Origin of the sequence: Acinetobacter sp. YH01009 (genome assembly GCF_013420765.1) — a bacterium.
In the GTDB taxonomy this organism is placed as follows: Bacteria; Pseudomonadota; Gammaproteobacteria; order Pseudomonadales; family Moraxellaceae; genus Acinetobacter; species Acinetobacter amyesii.
The window spans coordinates 23,232-44,495 of sequence record NZ_VOYE01000009.1; the positions used below are offsets into that span (position 1 = coordinate 23,232).

Consider the following 21,264-nt stretch of genomic DNA (forward strand, 5'->3'; position numbering starts at 1 on the left):
ATGCCATTTGTTTCAGTTTAGCCTTGAAATATTTCAGAAAATGCTTAGCTCTGTGTGCCGAGTTGATATTTCAGCATAAAGATGTCGATGGCAGAGTGAATAATGGCCTGTCGCTCTGCTGTTTCAGGTACTGGGCGCATGCCCAATAAGACTTCTTGATGGCGTAGTCCCATCAGTAGCGACACAATCAGTTCAGTTTGTCGGGCAGGATTATCCTGCTGAATGAAATTTAAAGCTGCTGCGTCTTGAAAGAAATTCTCCCAGACTTGGCGCATTTTCAAATGTGAGGCACGGAAAAACTGTTCCACCAAGGGACTGTGTTCGGCAGCCAACTCCAAAAGTAATAAGTCCAGTTTAATGGCTTCTGGCAAATTCATGATGTTCAGCCCCAACTCACAAATTTCTACGAAAGCCTGCATAAAATGACTTTCGCTGTGCAGATGTCGCGGGCGAGTATTTAAAATATATTCACAGGTATCTTCAATTGCACTGGTAAATAAAGTGGCTTTGTCCTGAAAATGGTTATAGACCGTCAGTTTGGTGACCCCTGCATGTTGCGCAATCTGATTCATGCTGCAACCGTGATAGCCCATTTCTAAAAATAATTGTTTTGCAGACTCTAAAATCCGTTGTCGTTTTTCTAAGTCTTTCGGGCGGCCGACATTCATTTGCTGAAAAAATTCCAAAAAAGGCGAAAAGGTCATTGATTTCGGATAATTAATCTAATTAATGTACCGCATGGTTTATTAATTAAAAAATAACCAAATTAATTGAATAATATTCTGCCCTAAAAAAGACTTTTTATTAAGAGCGAACTTCATGAGTACGATTAAGACCACAGTTGTCAGCATGATTATCGTTTGCAGTGTGACCTTATGGGGATGCAGCAAGGATAAAGCCCAAACGGAACAGGAAGTGCCATTTGTGATGGTGACTCAGCCGGGCGCCACACATTTTGAACAAAAAAGTTATGCGGGTGATGTACAAGCCCGCCAGCAAACAGCTTTAGCGTTTCGGGTTGGCGGTCAAATCACTGAGCGCTATGTCGATGTTGGAGACCAAGTCCGAGTCGGGCAAGTTTTGGCAAAATTAGACGTCAAAGATGCACAGTTGCAACTGAATGCAGCACAAGCACAGCTTGAAAGTGCGCGTTCCGCTGCACAGATTGCTGAAGATGAACTAAAACGCTTTAAGCAATTATTGCCAGTCAATGCTGTGAGTCGCTCGCAGTACGATGCGGTGGAAAACCAATATAAAGCGGCACAGTCGAACTTAAAGCAAGCTCAATCAAATTATGATGTGAGTCGTAATCAGACCGGTTATAACCAATTAATTGCCAATAAAAATGGGGTCATTACTGAACGTAATATTGAGATTGGTCAAGTGATTGCAGCAGGACAACCAGCTTTTCAATTGGCGATTGCAGGTGAACGTGACGTGGTCATTGGTGTGCCTGAACAGGCTGTTGCTGAAATTAAAACAGGGCAGGATGCATGGGTTACCTTGTGGTCGAAACCACAGGAAAAATTTGCAGGCTATGTACGTGAAATTAGTCCTGCTGCCGATCAGTCTCGTACTTATAGTGTCAAAGTGGCATTACGTGAAGGCAATAGCGCCATTCAACTGGGGCAAAGTGCACGGGTATTTTTAACCAAAGCACAGCAGAATGTTTTGCATGTGCCGTTATCGAGTGTGTCTGCGAGTGGTCAGCAGGCGTATGTGATGGTGGTCAATGCAGACAATACGGTACGTAAAGTTCCAGTAACTTTAGGCGAATACGGACGTGATAGCGTGCCCGTACTCAGTGGTTTGCAAGCAGGGGATTTTGTGGTGGTTGGCGGCGTGCATTTACTCCGCGAAAAACAAAAAATACAACCCGTTGATCGTGAAAATCGTGCGGTACACATTCAGACAGGAGTTAAATAATGAATTTTAACTTGTCTGAGTGGGCACTGAAAAATAAAGGTTTAATCCTTTATTTTATGATTCTGCTGGGCATCGTTGGGATATTTTCCTATTCCAAATTGTCGCAGAGTGAAGACCCGCCATTTACCTTTAAAGTCATGGTGATTCAAACCTATTGGCCTGGTGCAACAGCCAAAGAAGTTTCGCTACAGGTCACCGATCGAATTGAAAAAGAACTGATGACTACGGGGCAGTATGAACGCATCATGGCGTATTCACGTCCGGGTGAATCCATGGTGACCTTTGTGGCCAAGGACAGTCTACGTTCGCAGCAAGTCCCCGATGTTTGGTACACCGTGCGTAAAAAGGTCAATGATGTTCGCCATCAATTACCATCTGGGGTGCAAGGTCCTTTCTTTAATGATGAGTTTGGTGACACCTTCGGTAATATCTATGTGCTCACCGGCAAAGACTTTGACTATGCCACCATGAAGGAATATGCCGACCGTTTACAGCTCCAGTTACAACGAGTCAAAGACGTTGCGAAAGTGGATTTGATTGGTCTACAAGATCAAAAAGTTTGGATTGAAATTTCCAACACCAAAGCCACGCAAATGGGCATACCCGTGACGGCGATTCAACAAGCCTTGCAGCAGCAAAACACGGTTGCCAGTGCTGGCTTTTTTGAAACCAATTCAGACCGGATTCAAGTGCGTGTCAGCGGCAATTTACAAAACATTGATGAACTGCGTCAGATGCCCTTATTGGTGAATGGTCGAACGATTCAATTGGGTGATGTGGCAGATGTACATCGGGGCTTTAGTGATCCACCGCAGCCTCGTATGCGTTTTATGGGTGAAAATGGTTTAGGCATTGCCGTGTCGATGCGTAAAGGAGGCGACATTCTGGCTTTGGGTAAAAACCTTGAAACAGAATTTGCCCGCCTGCAAAAAACCTTGCCCTTGGGTATGGAACTAAAAAAAGTTTCTGATCAGCCTGTAGCCGTGAAGCGCAGCGTCAATGAGTTTATGAAAGTCCTCGCTGAGGCCGTGATTATCGTCCTATTGGTGAGCTTCTTCTCCTTGGGTTTCCGTACAGGATTGGTTGTGGCATTTTCCATTCCCTTAGTCTTGGCCATGACTTTTGCAGGCATGCAGATGTTTGATGTCGGTTTGCACAAGATTTCTTTGGGGGCATTGATTCTCGCACTCGGTTTATTGGTGGATGATGCGATTATTGCTGTCGAAATGATGGCGATTAAAATGGAGCAGGGCTATAGCCGATTACAAGCCGCTGGACATGCATGGCGGACCACTGCATTTCCAATGCTGACAGGAACATTGATTACTGCGGCCGGCTTTTTGCCGATTGCCACAGCCGCATCGAGCACAGGCGAATATACCCGCTCGATTTTCCAAGTGGTCACTATTGCATTGGTGGTGTCATGGTTTGCAGCAGTACTGTTTGTTCCCTATCTGGGGGATAAATTACTACCCGACTTCAACAAAGATTTGGTACAAAAAGTCCCATGGTATCAGCGCCTGTGGGCACGTTTGCGCAAACAACCTGAACCTCAGCCGATGGTGCATCATGCCGGCGAACATCACGATCCTTATCAGTCTCCGTTTTATCAACGCTTCCGTGGTTGGGTTGACACTTGTGTGACTTATCGCAAGACGGTGATTGCAACGACGGTTGGCATTTTTGTGTTATCGATTTTAATGTTTAAAACGGTACCACAGCAGTTCTTCCCACCGTCAAACCGTGCTGAAATTTTAGTGGATTTAAAGCTTGAGGAAGGTGCATCACTGAAAGCCACAGAAGCGGCCGTAAAAAAAGTCGAAGCGTTCTTGTCGAAAAAACAAGGCATTGATAATTTTGTGGCTTATGTGGGGACAGGTTCACCGCGGTTTTATTTACCTCTAGATCAGCAGTTACCCCAAGCCAGTTTTGCTCAGTTTGTGGTATTGGCTTCATCTTTAGATGATCGCAATGAAATCCGTCAGTCATTAGCAGAAGAAATCCGTAAGCTTTTACCTGAAGTGCGTACTCGCGTTTCACTTTTAGAAAATGGACCACCCGTGGGTTATCCATTGCAGTTCCGCGTGTCGGGTGAAGATCTGAGCTTGGTGCGTGAGTGGGCACAACGGGTGTCTGCAAAAGTCAGTGAAAACCCGAACACCACCAATGTGCATTTGGATTGGGGTGAGCCAAGCAAAGTCATTAAACTGGACATCGACCAAGATCGCGCACGTCAAATGGGGGTTTCCAGTCTAGATCTGTCTAATTTCTTGAATAGTTCAATTAGTGGTGCGGTGATTAATCAGTATCGTGAGAAACGAGAGCTGATTGAAATTCGGATGCGTGGTGATCAAGCGGAGCGATTGGATGTCGGCTCTCTCAGCAGTTTGGCTGTACCGACCAGCAATGGTGGTTCAGTGCCATTGGCGCAGATTGCGAAAATTGAGTATAGCTTTGAAGAAGGTTTGATTTGGCATCGTAACCGTTTACCGACCATTACTGTGCGCGCGGATATTCGCAGTAAATTGCAACCTGCAACGGTGGTGGGTGAGTTAAAAGATTCATTTGATCAGCTACGTGCAGAGATGCCGAATGGTTATCTACTCGAAGTAGGCGGCACTGTGGAAGAGTCAGCACGAGGTCAAACTTCTGTAAATGTGGGCATGCCATTATTTCTCGCAGTTGTCATGACTTTGTTGATGATTCAATTACGCAGCATGTCACGGGCGATGATCGTATTTTTGACTGCACCTTTGGGCATTATTGGCGTGGTGTTATTTCTGTTATTGTTCAATAAACCCTTTGGTTTTGTGGCAATGCTCGGCACGATTGCACTGTCAGGAATGATTATGCGCAATTCACTGATTTTGATTGATCAGATTGAACAAGATATTCAGTCTGGGGAGTCGGCTTGGGATGCGATTATCAATGCAACTGTGCGTCGTTGCCGTCCAATTGTGTTGACTGCATTGGCTGCTGTATTGGCGATGATTCCACTTTCTCGCAGTATTTTCTTCGGTCCAATGGCCGTGGCGATTATGGGTGGATTGATCGTGGCGACCCTACTGACCTTGTTCTTTTTACCTGCGTTGTATGCACAGTGGTTTAAAGTGAAAAAAACTCAGCAGAATCCTTAAAAGTGTCATAATATTGGGTGCGAAATATTGAATTTTTCTCTATAGTAGCACCTGATCTACAAAGACATTTTTAAAAAGTAAAACAACCACAAGTGCAGCGCGGCATATTGTGGTGTACGGGGTTGAATCACAGATGACAGCAGAGAGTTTAGCTAAGTATCGCCGTTATATTGCGATTTCTTATGTCTTCATGTTTTTCGCTTTATTTACCCTGATTAGTGGTGTATTTGCCTACGGCTTTGCACGCAAAGTAACTCAAATCGATTCTGCAGAAGTTTGGCTCCAAGCCCAAGCGCTTTGGGTCATGCGCACCGTCGTGATTTATTCCATGATGGCCATTTTTGCCGCACTGTGGTTTATTCCTTTATTTTTCTATTATTGGGACACCTATCTTTGGGTGACTGCATGCACGGTAATTGGTGTGATCTTTTCTGCGATTGCCTTTTTGTATCTATTAAATGCATGGATCCAAGGTCTATCCAAATTCGTTAAAAATAAGGCTGTTTTCTAAGTCGATTTATTTTTTTCCTGCCTACCCCTTGAAAAAATGGTTTGATTCCCCAATTTCAGACCACAGTTAAGTATTAAATTAAATTCCGTGAGGAGCATCGCCAGACATGGCTAAACGTGATTATTATGAGGTTTTAGGTGTATCTAAAACCGCAAGTGATGATGAAATTAAAAAAGCCTACCGTAAGTTGGCGATGAAGTATCACCCTGACCGTAATCCAGATAACCCAGAAGCTGAAGAAAAATTCAAAGAAGCTGCAGAAGCATATGAAGTTTTATCGGACAGCGAAAAACGTAGTATGTATGACCGTATGGGACATCAAGCTTTTGAAGGCGGCATGGGCGGCGGCGGTGGCTTCGGTGGCGGTTTTAGCGCAGAAGATATCTTTAGTCAGTTTGGTGACATATTCGGTGGCGCATTTGGCGGTGGTGGCCGTGGTGGTCAGCAACGTGCACGCCGTGGTTCAGACTTACGCTATGTTATGGAGCTTACCCTTGAGGAAGCTGTGAAGGGCGTGAAAAAAACCATTACCTTTACTGCGCCAGCGCCATGTGATGCCTGTGATGGTAAAGGATCTAAAAATCCAAACGACGTTGAAACCTGTAAAACTTGTCATGGTGCAGGTCAAGTGCGTATGCAACAGGGCTTCTTCTCTGTGCAGCAAACCTGTAGCACCTGTCGTGGTCAAGGTAAAATTATTAAGAACCCATGTAATAAATGTCATGGTTCAGGGGTTTCTGACCGTCAGCAAACTTTAGAAGTGACCATTCCTGCAGGTGTGGATAATGGCGACCGCGTACGTTTAAGTGGCAAAGGCGAGGCGATCCGTGATGGCCAAGCAGGCGACTTATATGTAGAAGTGGTGGTACGTGAACACGAAATCTTCCAACGTGATGGCGCTGACCTGTATATGGATGTGCCTGTAAGCATTGCAGATGCTGCATTGGGTAAAGAAATTCAAATTCCGACTCTCGATGGCCGTGTGAGCTTGAAAGTGCCTGAAGGAACTCAAACTGGCAAATTGTTCCGCTTACGTGGTAAAGGTGTGAAACCTGTACGTACCAGCATGACTGGTGACTTACTCTGCCGTATCGTGGTGGAAACGCCAGTGAATTTAACGGCTCGTCAACGTGAATTGTTAAAAGAGTTACAAGACACGATGGATGGCGATGACAATAAATCATCTCCGAAGAAAAAATCATTCTTCGACCGTTTATTTGATTAATTGATATGATTTGCTTGAGTTCGCTGTGATTTGAACTTAGCTATAAAAAAGCCTGCAAAATTGCAGGCTTTTTTAATGAGCGTTTTAAGGTTTCGGCTGTGCTATAGGTAGTAATAAACTCTCATAGCTCATGTCGAGCCTATAGATATTTTTAAGACGCTGTAGCTGATGACGTGCTTCAGCCTCACGACCATTAAAGGCCAATAAACGTGCATATTTAATGATGTGGTATTTCGCTGGATAGCTGCGAACCAATTTTTCAGTATCCTGAATGGTTTGTTCAGAAACGATGGAGTACGGATTTAAACGAATAATCGCCACCCGATGTCTAAATTCCGTCAGCAAATAGATCGGCTCATGATTAGTGATTTTCTCCGGTGTTTTTTCATATTTTGATGCCTGGCCCAGCTGAATCGCTGCATTAGCATAATCACGATAAATCACCGTAATCAGCACTGCACCAATCACGAAAACAATGCGGATAAACCATGGTGACAGACTCAATGTAGCCGTCTGTGGCTTCGCTGCTTGAAGAATCCCGATAATAAAACCCGCAGGCAGTAAGAAATATGCGTAGTTTTGCGGAAACTCCAACATGGCATGAATAATGAAGACACCGACCATCAATAGGCCAATCACAGATAATGCAGACTTGGCTAACTTTTGTAATTGGATGCCCCAATAGGCGAAATAGGTCAAGAACGGTACACCAATAATGGCGCCATTCCACAATAAGAAATCCAAAATAAAATTGTGTGAGCTACGAATCCATACAGGCCCTTGCACCGTGTCAGAGATCGAGACAAAAGCGCTACTAGTCTGATGCCAACCATAGCCAAACCAAGGCTGTGCAGCTACGGCATGCGCCATTTGTTGCCAAATGGCTAAACGAGACATATCTCCACCAGCACGTTTGACTACGTCACGACTTTCTTGAATATTCATGTCGGATATTTGGCTCATGATTTGACTTAATTTTGGCATCAATACAATCAGTGCCACAAAGCCGATAAACCAGGCCAAGCTGTAAAACCAGCGAAGACGGATATAATCTTTGTACTGTGCATAAGCCAAATAGACTAGGACACAGATACTTGCCACCCAAGAGGTGCGAGATTGGCTGAGCGCGACCCCAATTAAAATAGGAATTGCACAAGTGACCAAATAGCGGGTTTTAACTTTTTGCTGTTCATAAACATATAAGCAGGCTAACAAGGACATGAGCAGAAACGTGGCCATGTTATTTGGCTGAGCAAAGTTTGCAAATGGGCGCGTAGTTCCACTAATTTTCATCACAAAAGGAAGAAACGAGTCGAAATCTAACCACTGACATATTGCGATGAGCCCTGTCATGACCCCAGATGCAACAAAGGTATAGCTCAGGTATAGGAAGGTTTTTTCGCGTTTTTCCGTACCTTGTGAGAGGCTAAAACCAAGATTGATACACAGCCAGAAGCTGAACACAAACAGCATACAGAGTAAGGCAATACTAAAATAATACACCTGCCCAAAAGCCAGTTGCACAAAGGGAATCAACGCTAAGAGCAACAGGGGCAAGGAAATTTTTGCCACCATGAGCTTTTCTTTAAAGAACGTTGCCGCTAAGGCAAACAGGGCAAAAAAGGTATAAAGCTCACCGGTATACGTGGCCCAAGGTCGGTAATGAATCGGAATCAGCCATGCCAGTGCAATACAGACTGCCGCACAAAGATACAATAGGGTTTTCATGAATATTCAAGATCAATAGAACGCGCCTATCATACCGTGAAAATGCCTAAACTTGGTGAGGGAATAGTCAGCGTCTGTCGAAGAGCTTGATTTGCAAAAGTCCTTCGGAAAATGCAGGATTTTTTTGTTTGTAACTTAGCCTGCGCATGGAGTTTTGATATAGTAAGACCAATTTCGAATCAACATTAGGAAAATGTTATGTCAGCAGCTCCACGTATTGGTATCTTGGGCGCAGGCGGTCGTATGGGACGCATCTTAATTCAGGCGGTTCAGCAAGCTGGTTATCAATTGGCTGCTGCGGTAGAACGTCCTGAAAGTAGCTTGGTCGGTGCAGATGCCGGTGAACTTGCAGGGATTGGCGCGGTTGGCGTAAAGGTTGTCGGTAACCTTGCTGAGGTTTTAAAAGATTGTGATGTCGTGATCGACTTTACTGCACCTGCAGCAACGGCACAGCATCTTAAACTTTGCCGTGAAGCAGGCGTTGCGATTGTCATTGGTACCACAGGTATGAATGATGAGCAAAAAGCTTATCTCGATGAAACAGCAACAGAAACCCCAGTAGTCTATGCAGCGAACTATTCTGTCGGTGTAAACGTTTCAATCAAACTTCTTGAATTGGCATCAAAAGTGTTTGGCGATACTGTGGATATTGAAGTGATTGAAGCCCATCATCGTCATAAAGTTGATGCACCATCAGGTACAGCGCTAATGTGGGGCGAAGCCATTGCCGGTGCTTTAGGACGTGACTTAAAACAAGATGCTGTGTATTGCCGTGAAGGTCATACGGGTCCACGTGAACGTCAAACCATTGGCTTCCAAACGATTCGTGGTGGTGACATTGTGGGTGAACATACTGCGATGTTTATTGCGGATGGCGAACGTGTTGAAATTACCCATAAAGCGACCAACCGTATGAACTTTGCCTCTGGTGCAGTACGTGCAGCTGCATGGGTAGTTGGTCGTGAAGCACGTAAGTACGATATGAAAGATGTACTGGGTTTTAACGATATTGACGTATAAAAGCGCGTTAAAATCCGTTATAACAACAGCATAAAATTAAAATAAGACGATCAATGGAATGAAAAAAGTCATCTTTATGGCCTGTGCTGTCGCATTCACTGCGGCAGTACAAGCGAAAACTATGGATAATGCCAAACTCACGATTAATAAAAATAATATTAAGGTTTGGACCTACCAAAATGCTCAAAATCCTGTCTTTCAATACAAAGCTGAAACTAGTTTTGATGTGCCCATCGAAAAAGCGGTTTCCCTGATTTTAGATGTGGAAAATGCAGTGAATTGGGTCCCTTATATGGGCAGTGTCAAAGTCTTATCCCGCGATGACCAGAAAGGTGAATTCAGTTTATATATGGTGTTGGATTTTCCTTTTCCCTTAAAAGACCGTGATTTAGTGGTACAAGGCAAAATGCGTAAAGATGCACAAGGCATCATTAGCATCCAAAATAAAGCAGTTAAAAAAGGTTATCCGATCAATCCCAATTATGTACGTTTAACCGACTATGAGGGCGATTGGACCTTCCAGCGTTTAGGCAATCAAAAAGTCAAAGTGTCGACCTATGGCTATGCCAATCCGGAAGGCTCCATTCCGCTCAGTTTCGTGAATATGTTTGTGCAGCAACAGCCTTATCAAATGCTACAAAAAATGAAAGTGCAGCTGGGTAAAAGCAAAACTGTTGCGACCGTTCCCGAAATTTTAAAATAAGCCTTAGTAATGATTCAGTTCAATATGAACGATCAATGACTTTGCATCTCAGGCAGGCGAAATGCAGTCAACTGCTGCATGTGCTGTGTTTCTGGAAGTTCGATGCTGAGTAAGGTCTGTTCTGGAAATTGATGCGGATGTAACTTGATTTGAAATTGCCGCGCGGTCATTTGTTCACAGGCAAAGCGAAGTTTGGCTTGCTGCGGCATCATATTCATACCGTTTTCAGACTTGGCTTTATAAATATATAGCGTCTGATGTAACCCGCCGCTGGTGATCGGTTGGATCTGCTCAAGTTCATATTGCGTCAGTTTTTGGGCACTCAAAAAACCTTGAATTAAAGATTTACAGATAAAATTTTGCTGGCTTTGAGCTTGAGTGTGCTGTTCGGGTTGGCACGCCATAAGCGTGAGTGTACTGATGATGATTAGACCCGCTCGAAGCTGCGTGAAGTCATTCATTTAATTTTCCCCCTATCGTTATTTTTGAGATATCAACCTGATGCCATCAGCTTAAATCTGTTAACTTAATGGGTACAGATACAAGAATGATTAAAAAAAGGGTACAGATGGCTTTTCAATATCAGCAGCTTGCGCAGCAGTTGGCACAGAAAATTTATAGTGGTGAATTGGCCGCAGGGCAGCGTCTGTATGCGCTACGTCAATTTTCACAGCAGCATCAGATCAGTTTAAATACCGCGAAACGCTGCTATGAATTACTTGAAGCCAAAGGCCTCATTTATGTTAAAGAAAAGTCTGGTTATTTTGTACAATCCTCACAGAAAGCCCAGCAAATTGCCGTGCCGAATCATCCTGATTTTGATTCCCGACCTCGTGAAATTTCGAATTTAGAATTGCAAATTCAGATCCATGAAGCATCTGCAAATAGTCGCCTGATTCATTTGGGTTCAATTCAGTTGTCCCCCAATTTTGTTCCTGTTGAAGCAATCAGACGTTCAATCCAAAGGGCATTAAAGCATTGTAAACCAGAAGATTTTTTATATAACAATCGGCAAGGTCATCCACAATTGCGTCAAGCTTTGTCGGCACATTGGGCTGAAGATGGTTTTTACATGCCTAAGGATGATATTTACATCAGCAATGGTTGTATGCCTGCTTTGTCAGTGATGTTGCAAAATCTGAGTGCGGAAGGGGAGAGTGTCATTGTCCCGACGCCGAACTATAACGGGCAATTGCAATTATTAGCTTTATTGAAGCGGAAAATTGTTGAAATTCCTGCCAATACTGAAGGTTTTGATTTAGATCGTTTAGAGCAGGCGATGCGGGATTCAGGCGCGAAAGTATGCTTATTGACTGCAAATTTTCAAAATCCTTTGGGTTTTTGTTTAAGTAATGAAGATAAGGAACGAATTGCACAACTGGCTGAAAAATATCAATGTTATGTGATTGAAGATGATATTTATGCTGAGTGTAGTTTCAATGCAAAGCGACCATTGCCTATCAAATATTGGGATCGGGCGGGCTATGTGATCTATTGTGCGTCGATTTCAAAATCTTTATCGCCTTCTTATCGGGTGGGGTGGTTTTGTCTTCCACCACATTTGCAACATTTGCGTCCCAAATTACTTTTGCAAAATGATTCGGTGAATACGCCTTTGCAGTTAGGACTTGCCGATTTGATTTTTAGTCGTGCGTATCGCCAACATCTTGCTGAATTGCGTCCTAAATTAATGGTGCAAGTCGAGCAGTATCGTCAGTATATTTACGATGCTTTTCAAGGGGTTGATATCCGTCTAAATCGACCTCAAGGCAGTTATGCTCTGTGGTTGCAGATGCCTGAACAAATAGACAGTTTGGCGCTGTATTACCATGCGCAAAAACATGGCATCAATATTGTGCCAGGTTTAATTTTTGGTGAGGACAATCGTTATAACAATTGTATTCGCCTAAATGCAGGGCATGAGCTATCGACAGAAATTCAGCAGGCCATTTTATTGCTTGCAGATTGGGTGCGTAAGGAATGCAGAAACACAAATGTCATCTAGATTAATGAGTCCATAAAGCATACAAAAAAAGCCTGCATGCAGCAGGCTTTTTGGGCTTAGATTTTTGCCGTTAAAAATCAGCTTTCAACACGATACGATAACGCACGTTTCCTGAATGCAAACGTTCAATCGCTTCATTCACCTGAGACATTGGATACATTTCAATTTGAGGTGCAATATTTTGACGTGCGGCGAATCGAAGTAATTCACGCAGTGCTGCAGGAGAGCCTGTTGATGAGCCAGTGACAGATTTAGCACCACTGATCAGCATACCTGCGGGGATTTGCATCGGCTCAAGTGCTAGGCCGAGCATGTGAACGCTTCCATTCGGTGCCAAAGTCGAAAGGTAGGCTTGCCAATCCAACGTCACATTGACCGTGCTTAAAATCAAATTGAACTTACCACGTTGTGCTTTAATCGCGGCAAGATCACGACTATTCACCACATGGTCAGCCCCCATAGCTTTAAGTTCATCAGTTTTATCTAAGTTTGAACTGAATGCGGTAATTTCACAGCCCCAAGCTTTGAGCAATTTAATCGCCATATGACCTAAACCACCAATGCCGATCACGGCAACATGGTGAATGGCCTGAATTTGGTGCTGTAAGATGGGATCAAATACCGTAATCCCGCCGCAGAGCAGAGGGCCAGCACTGGTTGGGTCGAGATCATCCGGAAGGGGAATAACCCATTGCCAGCCTGCACGCACTTTGTTGGCAAAGCCACCTGCATGACCGACGATTGTCGCCGTCTTGGTTCCAGTACATTGCACTTGGCGACCATCGATACACGAGTCACAGTGTTGACAACTTTCTGCTGTCCAGCCAATGCCTACACGCTGTCCGACTTTGAGTCCTTTTGCTTCGCTGCCGAGTTGTGTAATGGTTCCAATCACTTCATGTCCTGGGACCACAGGATATACCGAAGATTTCCAATCATTTTGGATAATAGAAATATCTGAGTGACAAAGCCCGCAATATTCAACTTTAACTTCGACCTGATGGGCTTGTAATTCACCTGCATCAAATTGGTAGGGAACAAGGGCTTCACCACTGTTCATTGCTGCATAGGCGTGGATTGTATTGTCACTCATTATTCTATCCTTTATGTTTTGAGGTCATTCTGCATGTGTGTATTTAAAGTCACAGTGATTTTCATGATCATTGACCATGCCGATAGCTTGCATCAGAGCATAGCAAGTCGTTGGGCCGACAAATTTAAAACCATGCTGTTTTAATGCTTTGGACATGGCCTGACTTTGAGCGGTTTGTGCAGGGGCGCTGCGATATTCAACTACATCATTATTGGCAATTTGACCTTCGACAAAACTCCAAAGAAATTCCACAGGATGAATCCCTTGGGCTTTTAACTGTTGCCATGCTTTGGCATTATCTCGAATGGCAGTGAGTTTGCCGATATGACGAATCAAACCTGAATCTTGTAATTTTTCTTGTAATTGTAGGTCACTCAACGCTGCGATTTCGGCAATGGGATATTGAAAAAAATGCTGCTGATAACAGGCCCGCTTTTTCAGCACAGTAATCCAAGACAGCCCTGCTTGTTGTCCTTCAAGACACAGCATTTCAAAGAGATGCTGCTCATCAAAACTAGGTTTAGCCCACTCAGTGTCGTGGTAGGCAATATACAAAGGATCTTCGGAGCACCAAGCACAGCGTTGTATCGTCATGTTGAATGCTCCTTTTTGACTTAAATTTTAAAAGCTGTCCATTGGTCGTTTTTATTGTCCCAATACAACAGTTCCGCTTGATCGAGATCGGCAAATTGAATCCATACATCTTTACCTGATTTGTCTGCGTAGCCGGTGCTGATGAGTAATGCTTCTTCAGTGATCTCCATGATCCAGCCCTGATAAGACTGTCCATTGAGGCTGATTTTTTGTTGATTACCAGATTCTGCAAATTCCACCAGACGATTGATCAACGCTTCTGACATGTATGTTTCCTAAAATTAACGTAAATATGGATAGGGGTTAACGGCATTGCGACCTTTACCACCCAAGTAAATGCCATAATGCAAATGTGGTGCAGTATGTCGAGCATTGCCAGTATTACCTACATAGCCGATGACATCACCTTTTTTGACATAGTCGCCGACGTTTAAGCCACGCTTATGACCATCAAGATGCGCATAATAATGCCAAGAACCTGCGGGTCCCATAATCCATATCACTTTACCACCCAAATTGTTATTACGTAAGTCAGCAACTAAACCTTCTGTAGCACTGAGGACTTTTGTTCCACGTGGAACAATAATATCAATGCCTTCGTGGCTTCGTCCTTGGCTACGCGCTGCGCCCCAAGTATCCTTAAGCGCACTTCGTTTGACTTGATGAACAGGAACAGGCAATTGATTGGATAAACGCATGTTTTGTAATTTTTTCACTTCATGAGCAGGCAATGTACTGCCTGATGGTTTGGGTGGAGTCGACGTACAGGCGCTGAGTAAAAGCAAAATAAAACCAATACCGCCGAACAACCCTTTGCGAAGCTGAAAAAATCCTTGAGTCACATTTGTCCCTATTCAATTGATGAGCAGTTCAAAACTATGGCATAGAATGGCTTTCGAGTTCTAGCGTAGAAATGAGTTTTTTCATGGCGGTTGGAATACCGAGTGAAGTGGCTTGTATCGGTGTAAACCACTGTGCGTTGCATTCAATGGCCAAATGTTCTTTTTGATCGGCAGCAACGGTAAATACAGTAGCTTCTAAAAGCCAAGTGAAGTGGGTAAAGCTATGTGATATCTGCACTTGAGTGGTGGTAGGTTTCAGACCAAGCTGCTGAGTGTGGGATTGAAACTCATGGGGTTGATCAAAAATAGGTAAACACCACAGACCGCCCCATAGACCGCTATTCGGACGTTGTATCCACAGCCATTCTCCTGCAGATTGAATCAGCATGACTTGAGCCTCTCTCACTGGAACAGGCTTTTTAGGCTTTTTATAAGGTAATTCAGTCTCTAAACCTTGTGCATGTGCTTTGCAGTGCTGTTGCATGGGACAATATAAACAGAGCGGTTTTTTCGGCGTGCAAACGGTTGCACCCAGATCCATAATCGCTTGGGTATAATCGTGGTTGCGTTCAGTGGGGCAGAGCTCTGTCGCCAGTTGCCACATGGCCCGTTCATGTACAGGTTTCGATAAATCATCTTCAATAGCAAAGAAACGAGACAATACACGCTTGACGTTGCCGTCCATAATCACGCCATATTGTCTTAAACCTAAAGACATCAGCGCACCCGCGGTAGACGGGCCGATGCCCGGTAGTTCCATCCACTGCTCAAGATTGCTTGGAAAATGTCCCTGACGTGCAACAATACCCGCGGCTTTGTGTAAGTTCCGAGCCCGTGCATAGTAGCCTAAGCCAGCCCAATAGGGCGCCACATCATCCCAAGAGGCATGGCCTAAATCTTCAACAGTCGGAAACCGTTGAATAAATCGATCAAAATATTGTAAGACGGTTTTGACTTGAGTCTGTTGTAGCATAATTTCTGAAACCCATACTTTGTAAGGGTCATCCTTCACTTGCCACGGTAAGTCATGACGACCATGGACATCAAACCAGTCGAGAAGGGCATCAGAAAAGTTAAACATGCAATACAGTCAAAATTGAAAAAACCTGCCTAGTATACATCTTTCAATAGTCATTCTTTTTGTTCAAAACGAAAACTGTATATCAGGGGAAATGCAAAAATAGTGGCCATCAAAAAAGGAGCCGAGGCTCCTTAGTGAGTGTAAATTTAAAGTTTAGCTTTTAAAGCCCCAGCGGGTATCGAGCGCCAATGTTTGGTTTTCATAACGTGGAATAATGTGAATATGCACATGTTCAGTGGCTTCGCCAAAAACTTGTCCATCATTAAACCCAATATGAAAGCCAGTGGGTTGATAGCGTAAATTTAATTCATTACGCGCTTGTTCAAGTAAGGACATTAAACTTTTACGTTCTTTATCAGTAATTTCAAAAAATGAACCAACATGACGTAGCGGGACAATGACAGCATGCCCTTTAGACAGTGTATGTGGTTCAGGAAGTACAATACCAAAATCATTTTTTGCAATAACGTCATATTCGTCAAAATTGCAATATGGACAATTGAGTTCTGTCATTGTGCTCTCCTCATTTTTATAAATTAAATATTGGTAGTGGTTCTTATGGCTTTAAGAACCAAGCTGGCGTGCTAACAAGGCATACATGGCCGCTAAGCTTTGTTGTTCTGCAGCAGCGTTATAAGCTAAATCTACGCCGTTGGCTTTGGCACGTTCATCCGCCATCGGGTTGCTAAAGCCGTGTTTTGCGCCTTCAAAAATATTGATTTGATACTGCACTTGGGCAGCATCCATTTCATTTCTAAAGGTCGCAACATCATCTAAGCTCACCATCGAGTCGAGCTCACCATGTTGCACTAAAATCTCTGCTTGGACTTGTCCTGTTTGTGCAGGAGTCGCTGTAGCAAGTGTTGCATGGAAGGTCACCACAGCTTTTAATGCAGCACCTGAACGAGCTAAATCCAGCACGACTTTTCCGCCATAGCAAAAGCCTATAGCTGCGAGTTTATCTGCATTTACTTCTTTTTGCTGTGCCAAAGTGTTTAATGCAGCAGACGCACGGGTCACAATGGTGTCGGCATGATCAAAAGTCTGCATCATCCATTCATAAGCTTGCTTGGCATCTGTGGTGACTTTTTTGTCACCATACATATCCAAAGCGAAAGCAGCATAGCCTTGTTCAGCCAATTCGCGCGCACGTTGTTCGGTATATTCATTGCGTCCCCACCATTCCGGGGCAACTAACACACCTGCGACTGCAGTGTCTGACTCTGGTGCGGCAAAATAGCCAAAAAGTTGAGTTCCATCAGCTGCTGTATATTGAATTTCGCGAGTCTTAATTTTAACGGTCATGGTCAAATCCTTATGTGCGGCTACACAGTTGATGGAGATTTAAAATAAAGGGAAATTGGTTTTTATGAAATAAATATAAGATATCAATGTGAATTTTAAGTCAAATCAATCAAAAAAATTGTAAAAGAAAATAATGGAACGATGAAATATTGAGGAGCACCGAGATTTGTCGATGCTCCTGAAGGGAGTATTGTTATTTCGGGAGAACTTCAATGAGCTCTACATCAAAAATCAGTGTGCTGTTTGGCTCAATGACATCTGCTGAACCAATTTGACCATAGCCTAAATTTGCAGGAATGAAGAAGCGATATTTTGCACCTTCTTTCATCAACTGGAGACCTTCCGTCCAACCCTGAATGACTTGGCTTACTTGAAACATCGCAGGTTGGTTACGTGCAATTGAACTATCAAAAACAGTGCCATCAATTAAGCGACCTTCATAGTGAACTTTCACTGTTGAATTGGCTTTAGGTGACTTACCTTTGCCGGCTTGAATGACTTGATATTGCAGGCCAGATTTCGTGACCTGAATGCCCGGTTTTTTGGCATTTTCAGCAAGGAAAGCTGAACCAATGGTGGCATTCGCATCCGCTTTTTGCTTCAGTTCAATCAGTTGTTTCGCTTCGGTTTGCTTTTTATATTGAGTTAAGGCACGGGTCATTTCTTCATCTGTTAGTGACGAAGCTTGACCTTTAGATGCTGCCTTTAAACCTGCAACAAATGCATCAATATCTAAGTCTTTAATGGATTCAGCATTACTGCGTCCCATTAAATAACCAAAACTATAACCGACTTGTTCTGCAGCACTACTTTTATTACTGACATCTTTGGCAAATACAGTGCTTGAGCAGAGTGCCAAACACAACATACTGATCTGTAATTTCATGACCGAGTCTCAAAATAAAGCAGGAGAGCGAAAAGCTCTCCTGTACCGGTTTTATTATTTAACTTCAATGAGTTCTACATCAAAAATTAAAGTACTGTTCGGTGGAATCGTTCCCGGAACACCTTGAGCACCATAACCTAGGTTTGAGGGAATATATAAAGTAGCTTTGCCACCTTCCTTCATTAACTGCAGACCTTCAGTCCAACCCGGAATTACTTGGTTCAACGGAAATTCAATTGGCTCGCCGCGCTGTACTGAACTATCAAATACTGTGCCATCCACTAACTTACCTGTGTAGTGAACTTTAACAACTGATGTGGCTTGCGGTTGTTTACCTGTACCTTCTTTCGTTGTTAGGTACTGTAAACCAGAAGCAGTGGTTTTAACCCCAGCTTTGCTTTTATTTTCTGTTAAGAAATTATCGCTGCTACTTTGTGCTTGCTTATTGCTTTCGAGCTGCTTATTTTGCATTTCTTGTTGGAACTCAGCATATGCTTTTTGTAATTCTTCTTCAGTATATGCAGGTTTTGCACGAGCATGGCCTGCACGAACGCCAGTGACAAAGCTATCAATATCTAATTCTGGAGGCGTTTGATGGGCAACTTCATAACCAAGGGCATAACTTATTTTAGCGACAGCAGAAGCATTGGCAGCTGGTTGAGTTGATGTTGCTGATTGCGTAGCAGGTGTTTTAGTTGCATAGTAAACAGGAACAAGTGCGGCACCGCCGAGTAATACAGCGACAGCGATAGGTAGGGCCTTACTCATATATTTTCCCACAATTATTTTATATGTAAAAAGTTGCTGAAATTCTAGCAGACTTTTCCTGTTCAGCGCTTACCTATCTCTATGATCAGGTAAGGTGCAGGAAAGATCATCATAGTCATGTTCTTATTTTTATACTATAACGGTATGAATATATAAAACATTTTTTATACAGAATGATGCATGCAACATAAATTTCGAAAATAAAAAAAGCCACCGTATTCGGTGGCTTTTTTGAATAGGCTTGAATTAGTCTTGGTCTTTTGAAGCTTTATAACCATAAGAATAGTTATAGCCATAACCATAACCATAACCAGCTGAGCTACGTTGAATGTCGTTTAGAATAATACCATTGACCTTCACACCCACTTGTTCAAAGCGGTTCACGGTTAACTCTAATTCTTTCAACTGAGTTTTCGCATAACGAGCAATCACCAAATTCACACCAGCATATTGCGAAATAATGATACCGTCTGTCACCGCAAGTACAGGAGGGGTATCAATGATCACATGATCAAACATCGGTGAAATCAAATCTAAGAATTCTTTGAATTTACCAGAACTTAAAAGCTCAGATGGGTTAGAAGGGCTCTTACCGCGAGTAATCACACTTAAATTTGGAATTTCAGTGGTTTTAATGATGCTGTCTAGATCACGCTGACCATTTAAATACTCAGAAAGGCCTGGTTGGTTATCATGATTGAAGTATTTGTTTAAATAACCACGACGTAAATCGGCATCAATAATTAAAACGCGTTTATCACTTTGCGCAAGAATCGTAGCTAAGTTGGTAGAAATAAATGATTTACCGACTTCAGGCGCAGGCCCTGAAATCATAATCAGGTTATTTTTTGCAGATGTCAGTGCAAAGTGAATAGCAGTACGCATACTGCGCAGGCTTTCAATTGCAATATCATCGCTATTTTTAACTGCAAGTACGGGAATTGTTTTCTTCTTCTTCAAGAGTTTAATACGGCTTTCTTGAACAGGCGAACGTGGCACAGTGGCATAAACCGGAAGATCCAGATTATTTTCAATTTCAGTAGAATCTTTAATCCCTGAACGGAGCATATTACGGAGTAAGGCAATTAAGACACCAATAAAGCCACCGACAAATAGCGAGAGTATAAGGACAATTAACTTTTTAGGTTTAATAGGTTTAATTGGCTCTACTGCAGTATCAACGATGCGGACATTACCAATTTCCCCTGCTTTTGCAATACGGAGTTGTTGGTAAGAGTTGAGTAGAGCGGTATAGAGTTGCTGTTTTACTTCAACTTCACGGTATAGCTGTAAATAGCGGCGTTGTAAATCTGGAAGTTTTTTTAATGTGGCATTGAGTTCAGCAATTTTGCTATTAATTGCCCCCAATTGTGCATTCATTTGCTGCATCACTGGGTGTTCGCTGGTGTATTTTGCAGACGCCTCAGCTACTTTTTGTTCAAGCTGTGCTTTTTGGGTTTCGAGTGTAATACTTTGAGTTAAATACAACTCAGACTCTTTAGTGACATCTACCGTATTAAACTCTTGACGGAATTTGTTAAATTCGCGTTCCGCAACATCCAGTTGTTGTTTTAGTTCAGGTAGTTGCTCATCCAAAAACTTTAAGGTCTGTGCGCTTTCAGCTGAACGGCGTTCAATATTTTGCTGGCTATAGGCTGCTAAAATTGAATTGAGTACTTGGGTAATATGTTCTTTATCTTGACCCTGATAATTTAATCCAAGGACACCGGTCATTTTCCCTTTTTCAGCTACAGAATAGTTTGCCAAAATATTCTCTACTGCGGCAGGCAATGACTGCTTTTGAATCAAGTAGTGATCTTTTAACTTGTCGCGGGTAAAAATCGAAATATCCCACTGTCCGTCAGCGGTGCGTAATGAATTATCTTGGTTTAATTTACCCGTTAAAATGATTTGCTCAGTTTTAAGATCAGTTAATGTAAACTGATTATCTTTAAAGCTGAGATCAATATTTTTATCTCGATATACTGCTGGAATATTAAACTGTCGAATATCAAAACTTTTTTCATTGTCTTTAAAAGTTACTGATTTATTTTTATATTCAGTCACATAGTCATGTGGAGAAAATAGGCGATCAATAAATGAATTCTCTGTACCCGAAACTTTAAGATCAAGATGCAAATTTTGAATCACAGTACCTAGAACTAAGCGTGATTTTAAAATTTCAATTTCTGCTTGAGCTGGTTGCTTTTGATCAATCATGCCTGATAGATCACCCAAGAGTGCTGCTGAAGTTCCTTTACTTTCCTCAACCTGTACCAGTGCATTTACTGCGTAGGTATCAGGCGTGGTTCTTAAATAAAGCAGGGCACAAACGAGACTTAAAATCACACATAGAGCAATTAACTTCCACTGTGCAATCAGAGAGAAAAATAATTCTTTTAAATCAATTGTATCTTCTGTATTGGTATTTTGGCTCATA

20 protein-coding genes are annotated in these 21,264 nt (G+C 42.8%); 7 read left to right on the forward strand and 13 right to left on the reverse strand.

Annotation, left to right across the window (positions count from 1 at the left end; translation table 11 throughout):
- Window positions 1-44 precede the first annotated feature (44 nt).
- Window positions 45-668, reverse strand: coding sequence for a TetR/AcrR family transcriptional regulator (locus FTT76_RS10365; protein ID WP_143221706.1), 624 nt, complete (start codon window positions 666-668; stop codon window positions 45-47).
- 151 nt (window positions 669-819) lie between these two features.
- Here FTT76_RS10365 and FTT76_RS10370 point away from each other — a divergent pair, with 151 nt between their 5' ends.
- The 4 genes from FTT76_RS10370 to dnaJ all read left to right on the forward strand — a co-directional run bounded on the left by FTT76_RS10370 (window position 820) and on the right by dnaJ (window position 6,799).
- The gene (locus FTT76_RS10370) at window positions 820-1,926 is read left to right on the forward strand and encodes an efflux RND transporter periplasmic adaptor subunit (RefSeq protein WP_180049569.1); all 1,107 of its coding nucleotides are present in this window, start codon (window positions 820-822) and stop codon (window positions 1,924-1,926) included.
- Entirely contained in the window at window positions 1,926-5,063 is a 3,138-nt protein-coding gene (locus tag FTT76_RS10375) for an efflux RND transporter permease subunit (RefSeq protein WP_180190478.1), read from the forward strand. Before FTT76_RS10370 ends, FTT76_RS10375 begins: the two co-directional genes overlap by 1 nt.
- 133 nt (window positions 5,064-5,196) lie before the next feature.
- Complete coding sequence (locus FTT76_RS10380) at window positions 5,197-5,574, forward strand: hypothetical protein (RefSeq protein WP_180011060.1); 378 nt, start codon at window positions 5,197-5,199, stop codon at window positions 5,572-5,574.
- Between the two features lie 106 nt (window positions 5,575-5,680).
- Window positions 5,681-6,799 (forward strand): molecular chaperone DnaJ, encoded by a 1,119-nt coding sequence (dnaJ, locus tag FTT76_RS10385; protein WP_111885156.1) that lies wholly within the window; start codon window positions 5,681-5,683, stop codon window positions 6,797-6,799.
- A gap of 84 nt (window positions 6,800-6,883) precedes the next feature.
- Here the strand turns inward: dnaJ and FTT76_RS10390 are convergent, their stop codons facing one another.
- A complete protein-coding gene (locus FTT76_RS10390) occupies window positions 6,884-8,527 on the reverse strand; it encodes a PglL family O-oligosaccharyltransferase (RefSeq protein WP_180049565.1) in 1,644 nt (547 codons plus the stop codon).
- Between the two features lie 198 nt (window positions 8,528-8,725).
- Here FTT76_RS10390 and dapB point away from each other — a divergent pair, with 198 nt between their 5' ends.
- Window positions 8,726-9,547 carry a 4-hydroxy-tetrahydrodipicolinate reductase gene (gene dapB / locus FTT76_RS10395; protein WP_078194102.1) on the forward strand — a complete coding sequence of 274 codons (822 nt, stop codon included), beginning with the start codon at window positions 8,726-8,728 and terminating at the stop codon, window positions 9,545-9,547.
- Between the two features lie 58 nt (window positions 9,548-9,605).
- Window positions 9,606-10,250: an START domain-containing protein gene (locus FTT76_RS10400; protein WP_180003644.1), complete on the forward strand. Its 645-nt coding sequence runs from the start codon at window positions 9,606-9,608 to the stop codon at window positions 10,248-10,250.
- A 32-nt stretch (window positions 10,251-10,282) separates the two neighbouring features.
- Here FTT76_RS10400 and FTT76_RS10405 read toward each other — a convergent pair whose 3' ends face one another.
- Window positions 10,283-10,711: a hypothetical protein gene (locus FTT76_RS10405; RefSeq protein ID WP_257235086.1), complete on the reverse strand. Its 429-nt coding sequence runs from the start codon at window positions 10,709-10,711 to the stop codon at window positions 10,283-10,285.
- A 107-nt stretch (window positions 10,712-10,818) separates the two neighbouring features.
- Here FTT76_RS10405 and FTT76_RS10410 point away from each other — a divergent pair, with 107 nt between their 5' ends.
- Window positions 10,819-12,255 carry a PLP-dependent aminotransferase family protein gene (locus FTT76_RS10410; RefSeq protein ID WP_180190479.1) on the forward strand — a complete coding sequence of 479 codons (1,437 nt, stop codon included), beginning with the start codon at window positions 10,819-10,821 and terminating at the stop codon, window positions 12,253-12,255.
- A gap of 70 nt (window positions 12,256-12,325) precedes the next feature.
- Here the strand turns inward: FTT76_RS10410 and FTT76_RS10415 are convergent, their stop codons facing one another.
- The 10 genes from FTT76_RS10415 to FTT76_RS10460 all read right to left on the reverse strand — a co-directional run bounded on the left by FTT76_RS10415 (window position 12,326) and on the right by FTT76_RS10460 (window position 21,263).
- Window positions 12,326-13,348 carry an NAD(P)-dependent alcohol dehydrogenase gene (locus FTT76_RS10415; protein WP_180026209.1) on the reverse strand — a complete coding sequence of 341 codons (1,023 nt, stop codon included), beginning with the start codon at window positions 13,346-13,348 and terminating at the stop codon, window positions 12,326-12,328.
- Window positions 13,349-13,372: 24 nt separating this feature from the next.
- A complete protein-coding gene (locus FTT76_RS10420) occupies window positions 13,373-13,942 on the reverse strand; it encodes a DNA-3-methyladenine glycosylase I (protein ID WP_180026208.1) in 570 nt (189 codons plus the stop codon).
- A gap of 20 nt (window positions 13,943-13,962) precedes the next feature.
- Window positions 13,963-14,208 (reverse strand): hypothetical protein, encoded by a 246-nt coding sequence (locus FTT76_RS10425; protein ID WP_180003637.1) that lies wholly within the window; start codon window positions 14,206-14,208, stop codon window positions 13,963-13,965.
- A gap of 15 nt (window positions 14,209-14,223) precedes the next feature.
- On the reverse strand, window positions 14,224-14,751 hold the full coding sequence (locus tag FTT76_RS10430) for a M23 family metallopeptidase (RefSeq protein ID WP_168379469.1): 528 nt from the start codon (window positions 14,749-14,751) through the stop codon (window positions 14,224-14,226).
- A gap of 67 nt (window positions 14,752-14,818) precedes the next feature.
- Complete coding sequence (mutY, locus tag FTT76_RS10435) at window positions 14,819-15,865, reverse strand: A/G-specific adenine glycosylase (RefSeq protein WP_180073494.1); 1,047 nt, start codon at window positions 15,863-15,865, stop codon at window positions 14,819-14,821.
- Between the two features lie 153 nt (window positions 15,866-16,018).
- The gene (locus FTT76_RS10440; protein WP_180190480.1) at window positions 16,019-16,378 is read right to left on the reverse strand and encodes an HIT family protein; all 360 of its coding nucleotides are present in this window, start codon (window positions 16,376-16,378) and stop codon (window positions 16,019-16,021) included.
- A 51-nt stretch (window positions 16,379-16,429) separates the two neighbouring features.
- Entirely contained in the window at window positions 16,430-17,170 is a 741-nt protein-coding gene (locus FTT76_RS10445) for a dienelactone hydrolase family protein (protein WP_168379440.1), read from the reverse strand.
- Window positions 17,171-17,363: 193 nt separating this feature from the next.
- A complete protein-coding gene (locus tag FTT76_RS10450; RefSeq protein ID WP_180011068.1) occupies window positions 17,364-18,056 on the reverse strand; it encodes an FKBP-type peptidyl-prolyl cis-trans isomerase in 693 nt (230 codons plus the stop codon).
- Between the two features lie 54 nt (window positions 18,057-18,110).
- Window positions 18,111-18,824 (reverse strand): FKBP-type peptidyl-prolyl cis-trans isomerase, encoded by a 714-nt coding sequence (locus FTT76_RS10455; protein ID WP_078191625.1) that lies wholly within the window; start codon window positions 18,822-18,824, stop codon window positions 18,111-18,113.
- A gap of 246 nt (window positions 18,825-19,070) precedes the next feature.
- Window positions 19,071-21,263, reverse strand: coding sequence for a polysaccharide biosynthesis tyrosine autokinase (locus tag FTT76_RS10460; protein WP_180190481.1), 2,193 nt, complete (start codon window positions 21,261-21,263; stop codon window positions 19,071-19,073).
- Window position 21,264 lies beyond the last annotated feature (1 nt).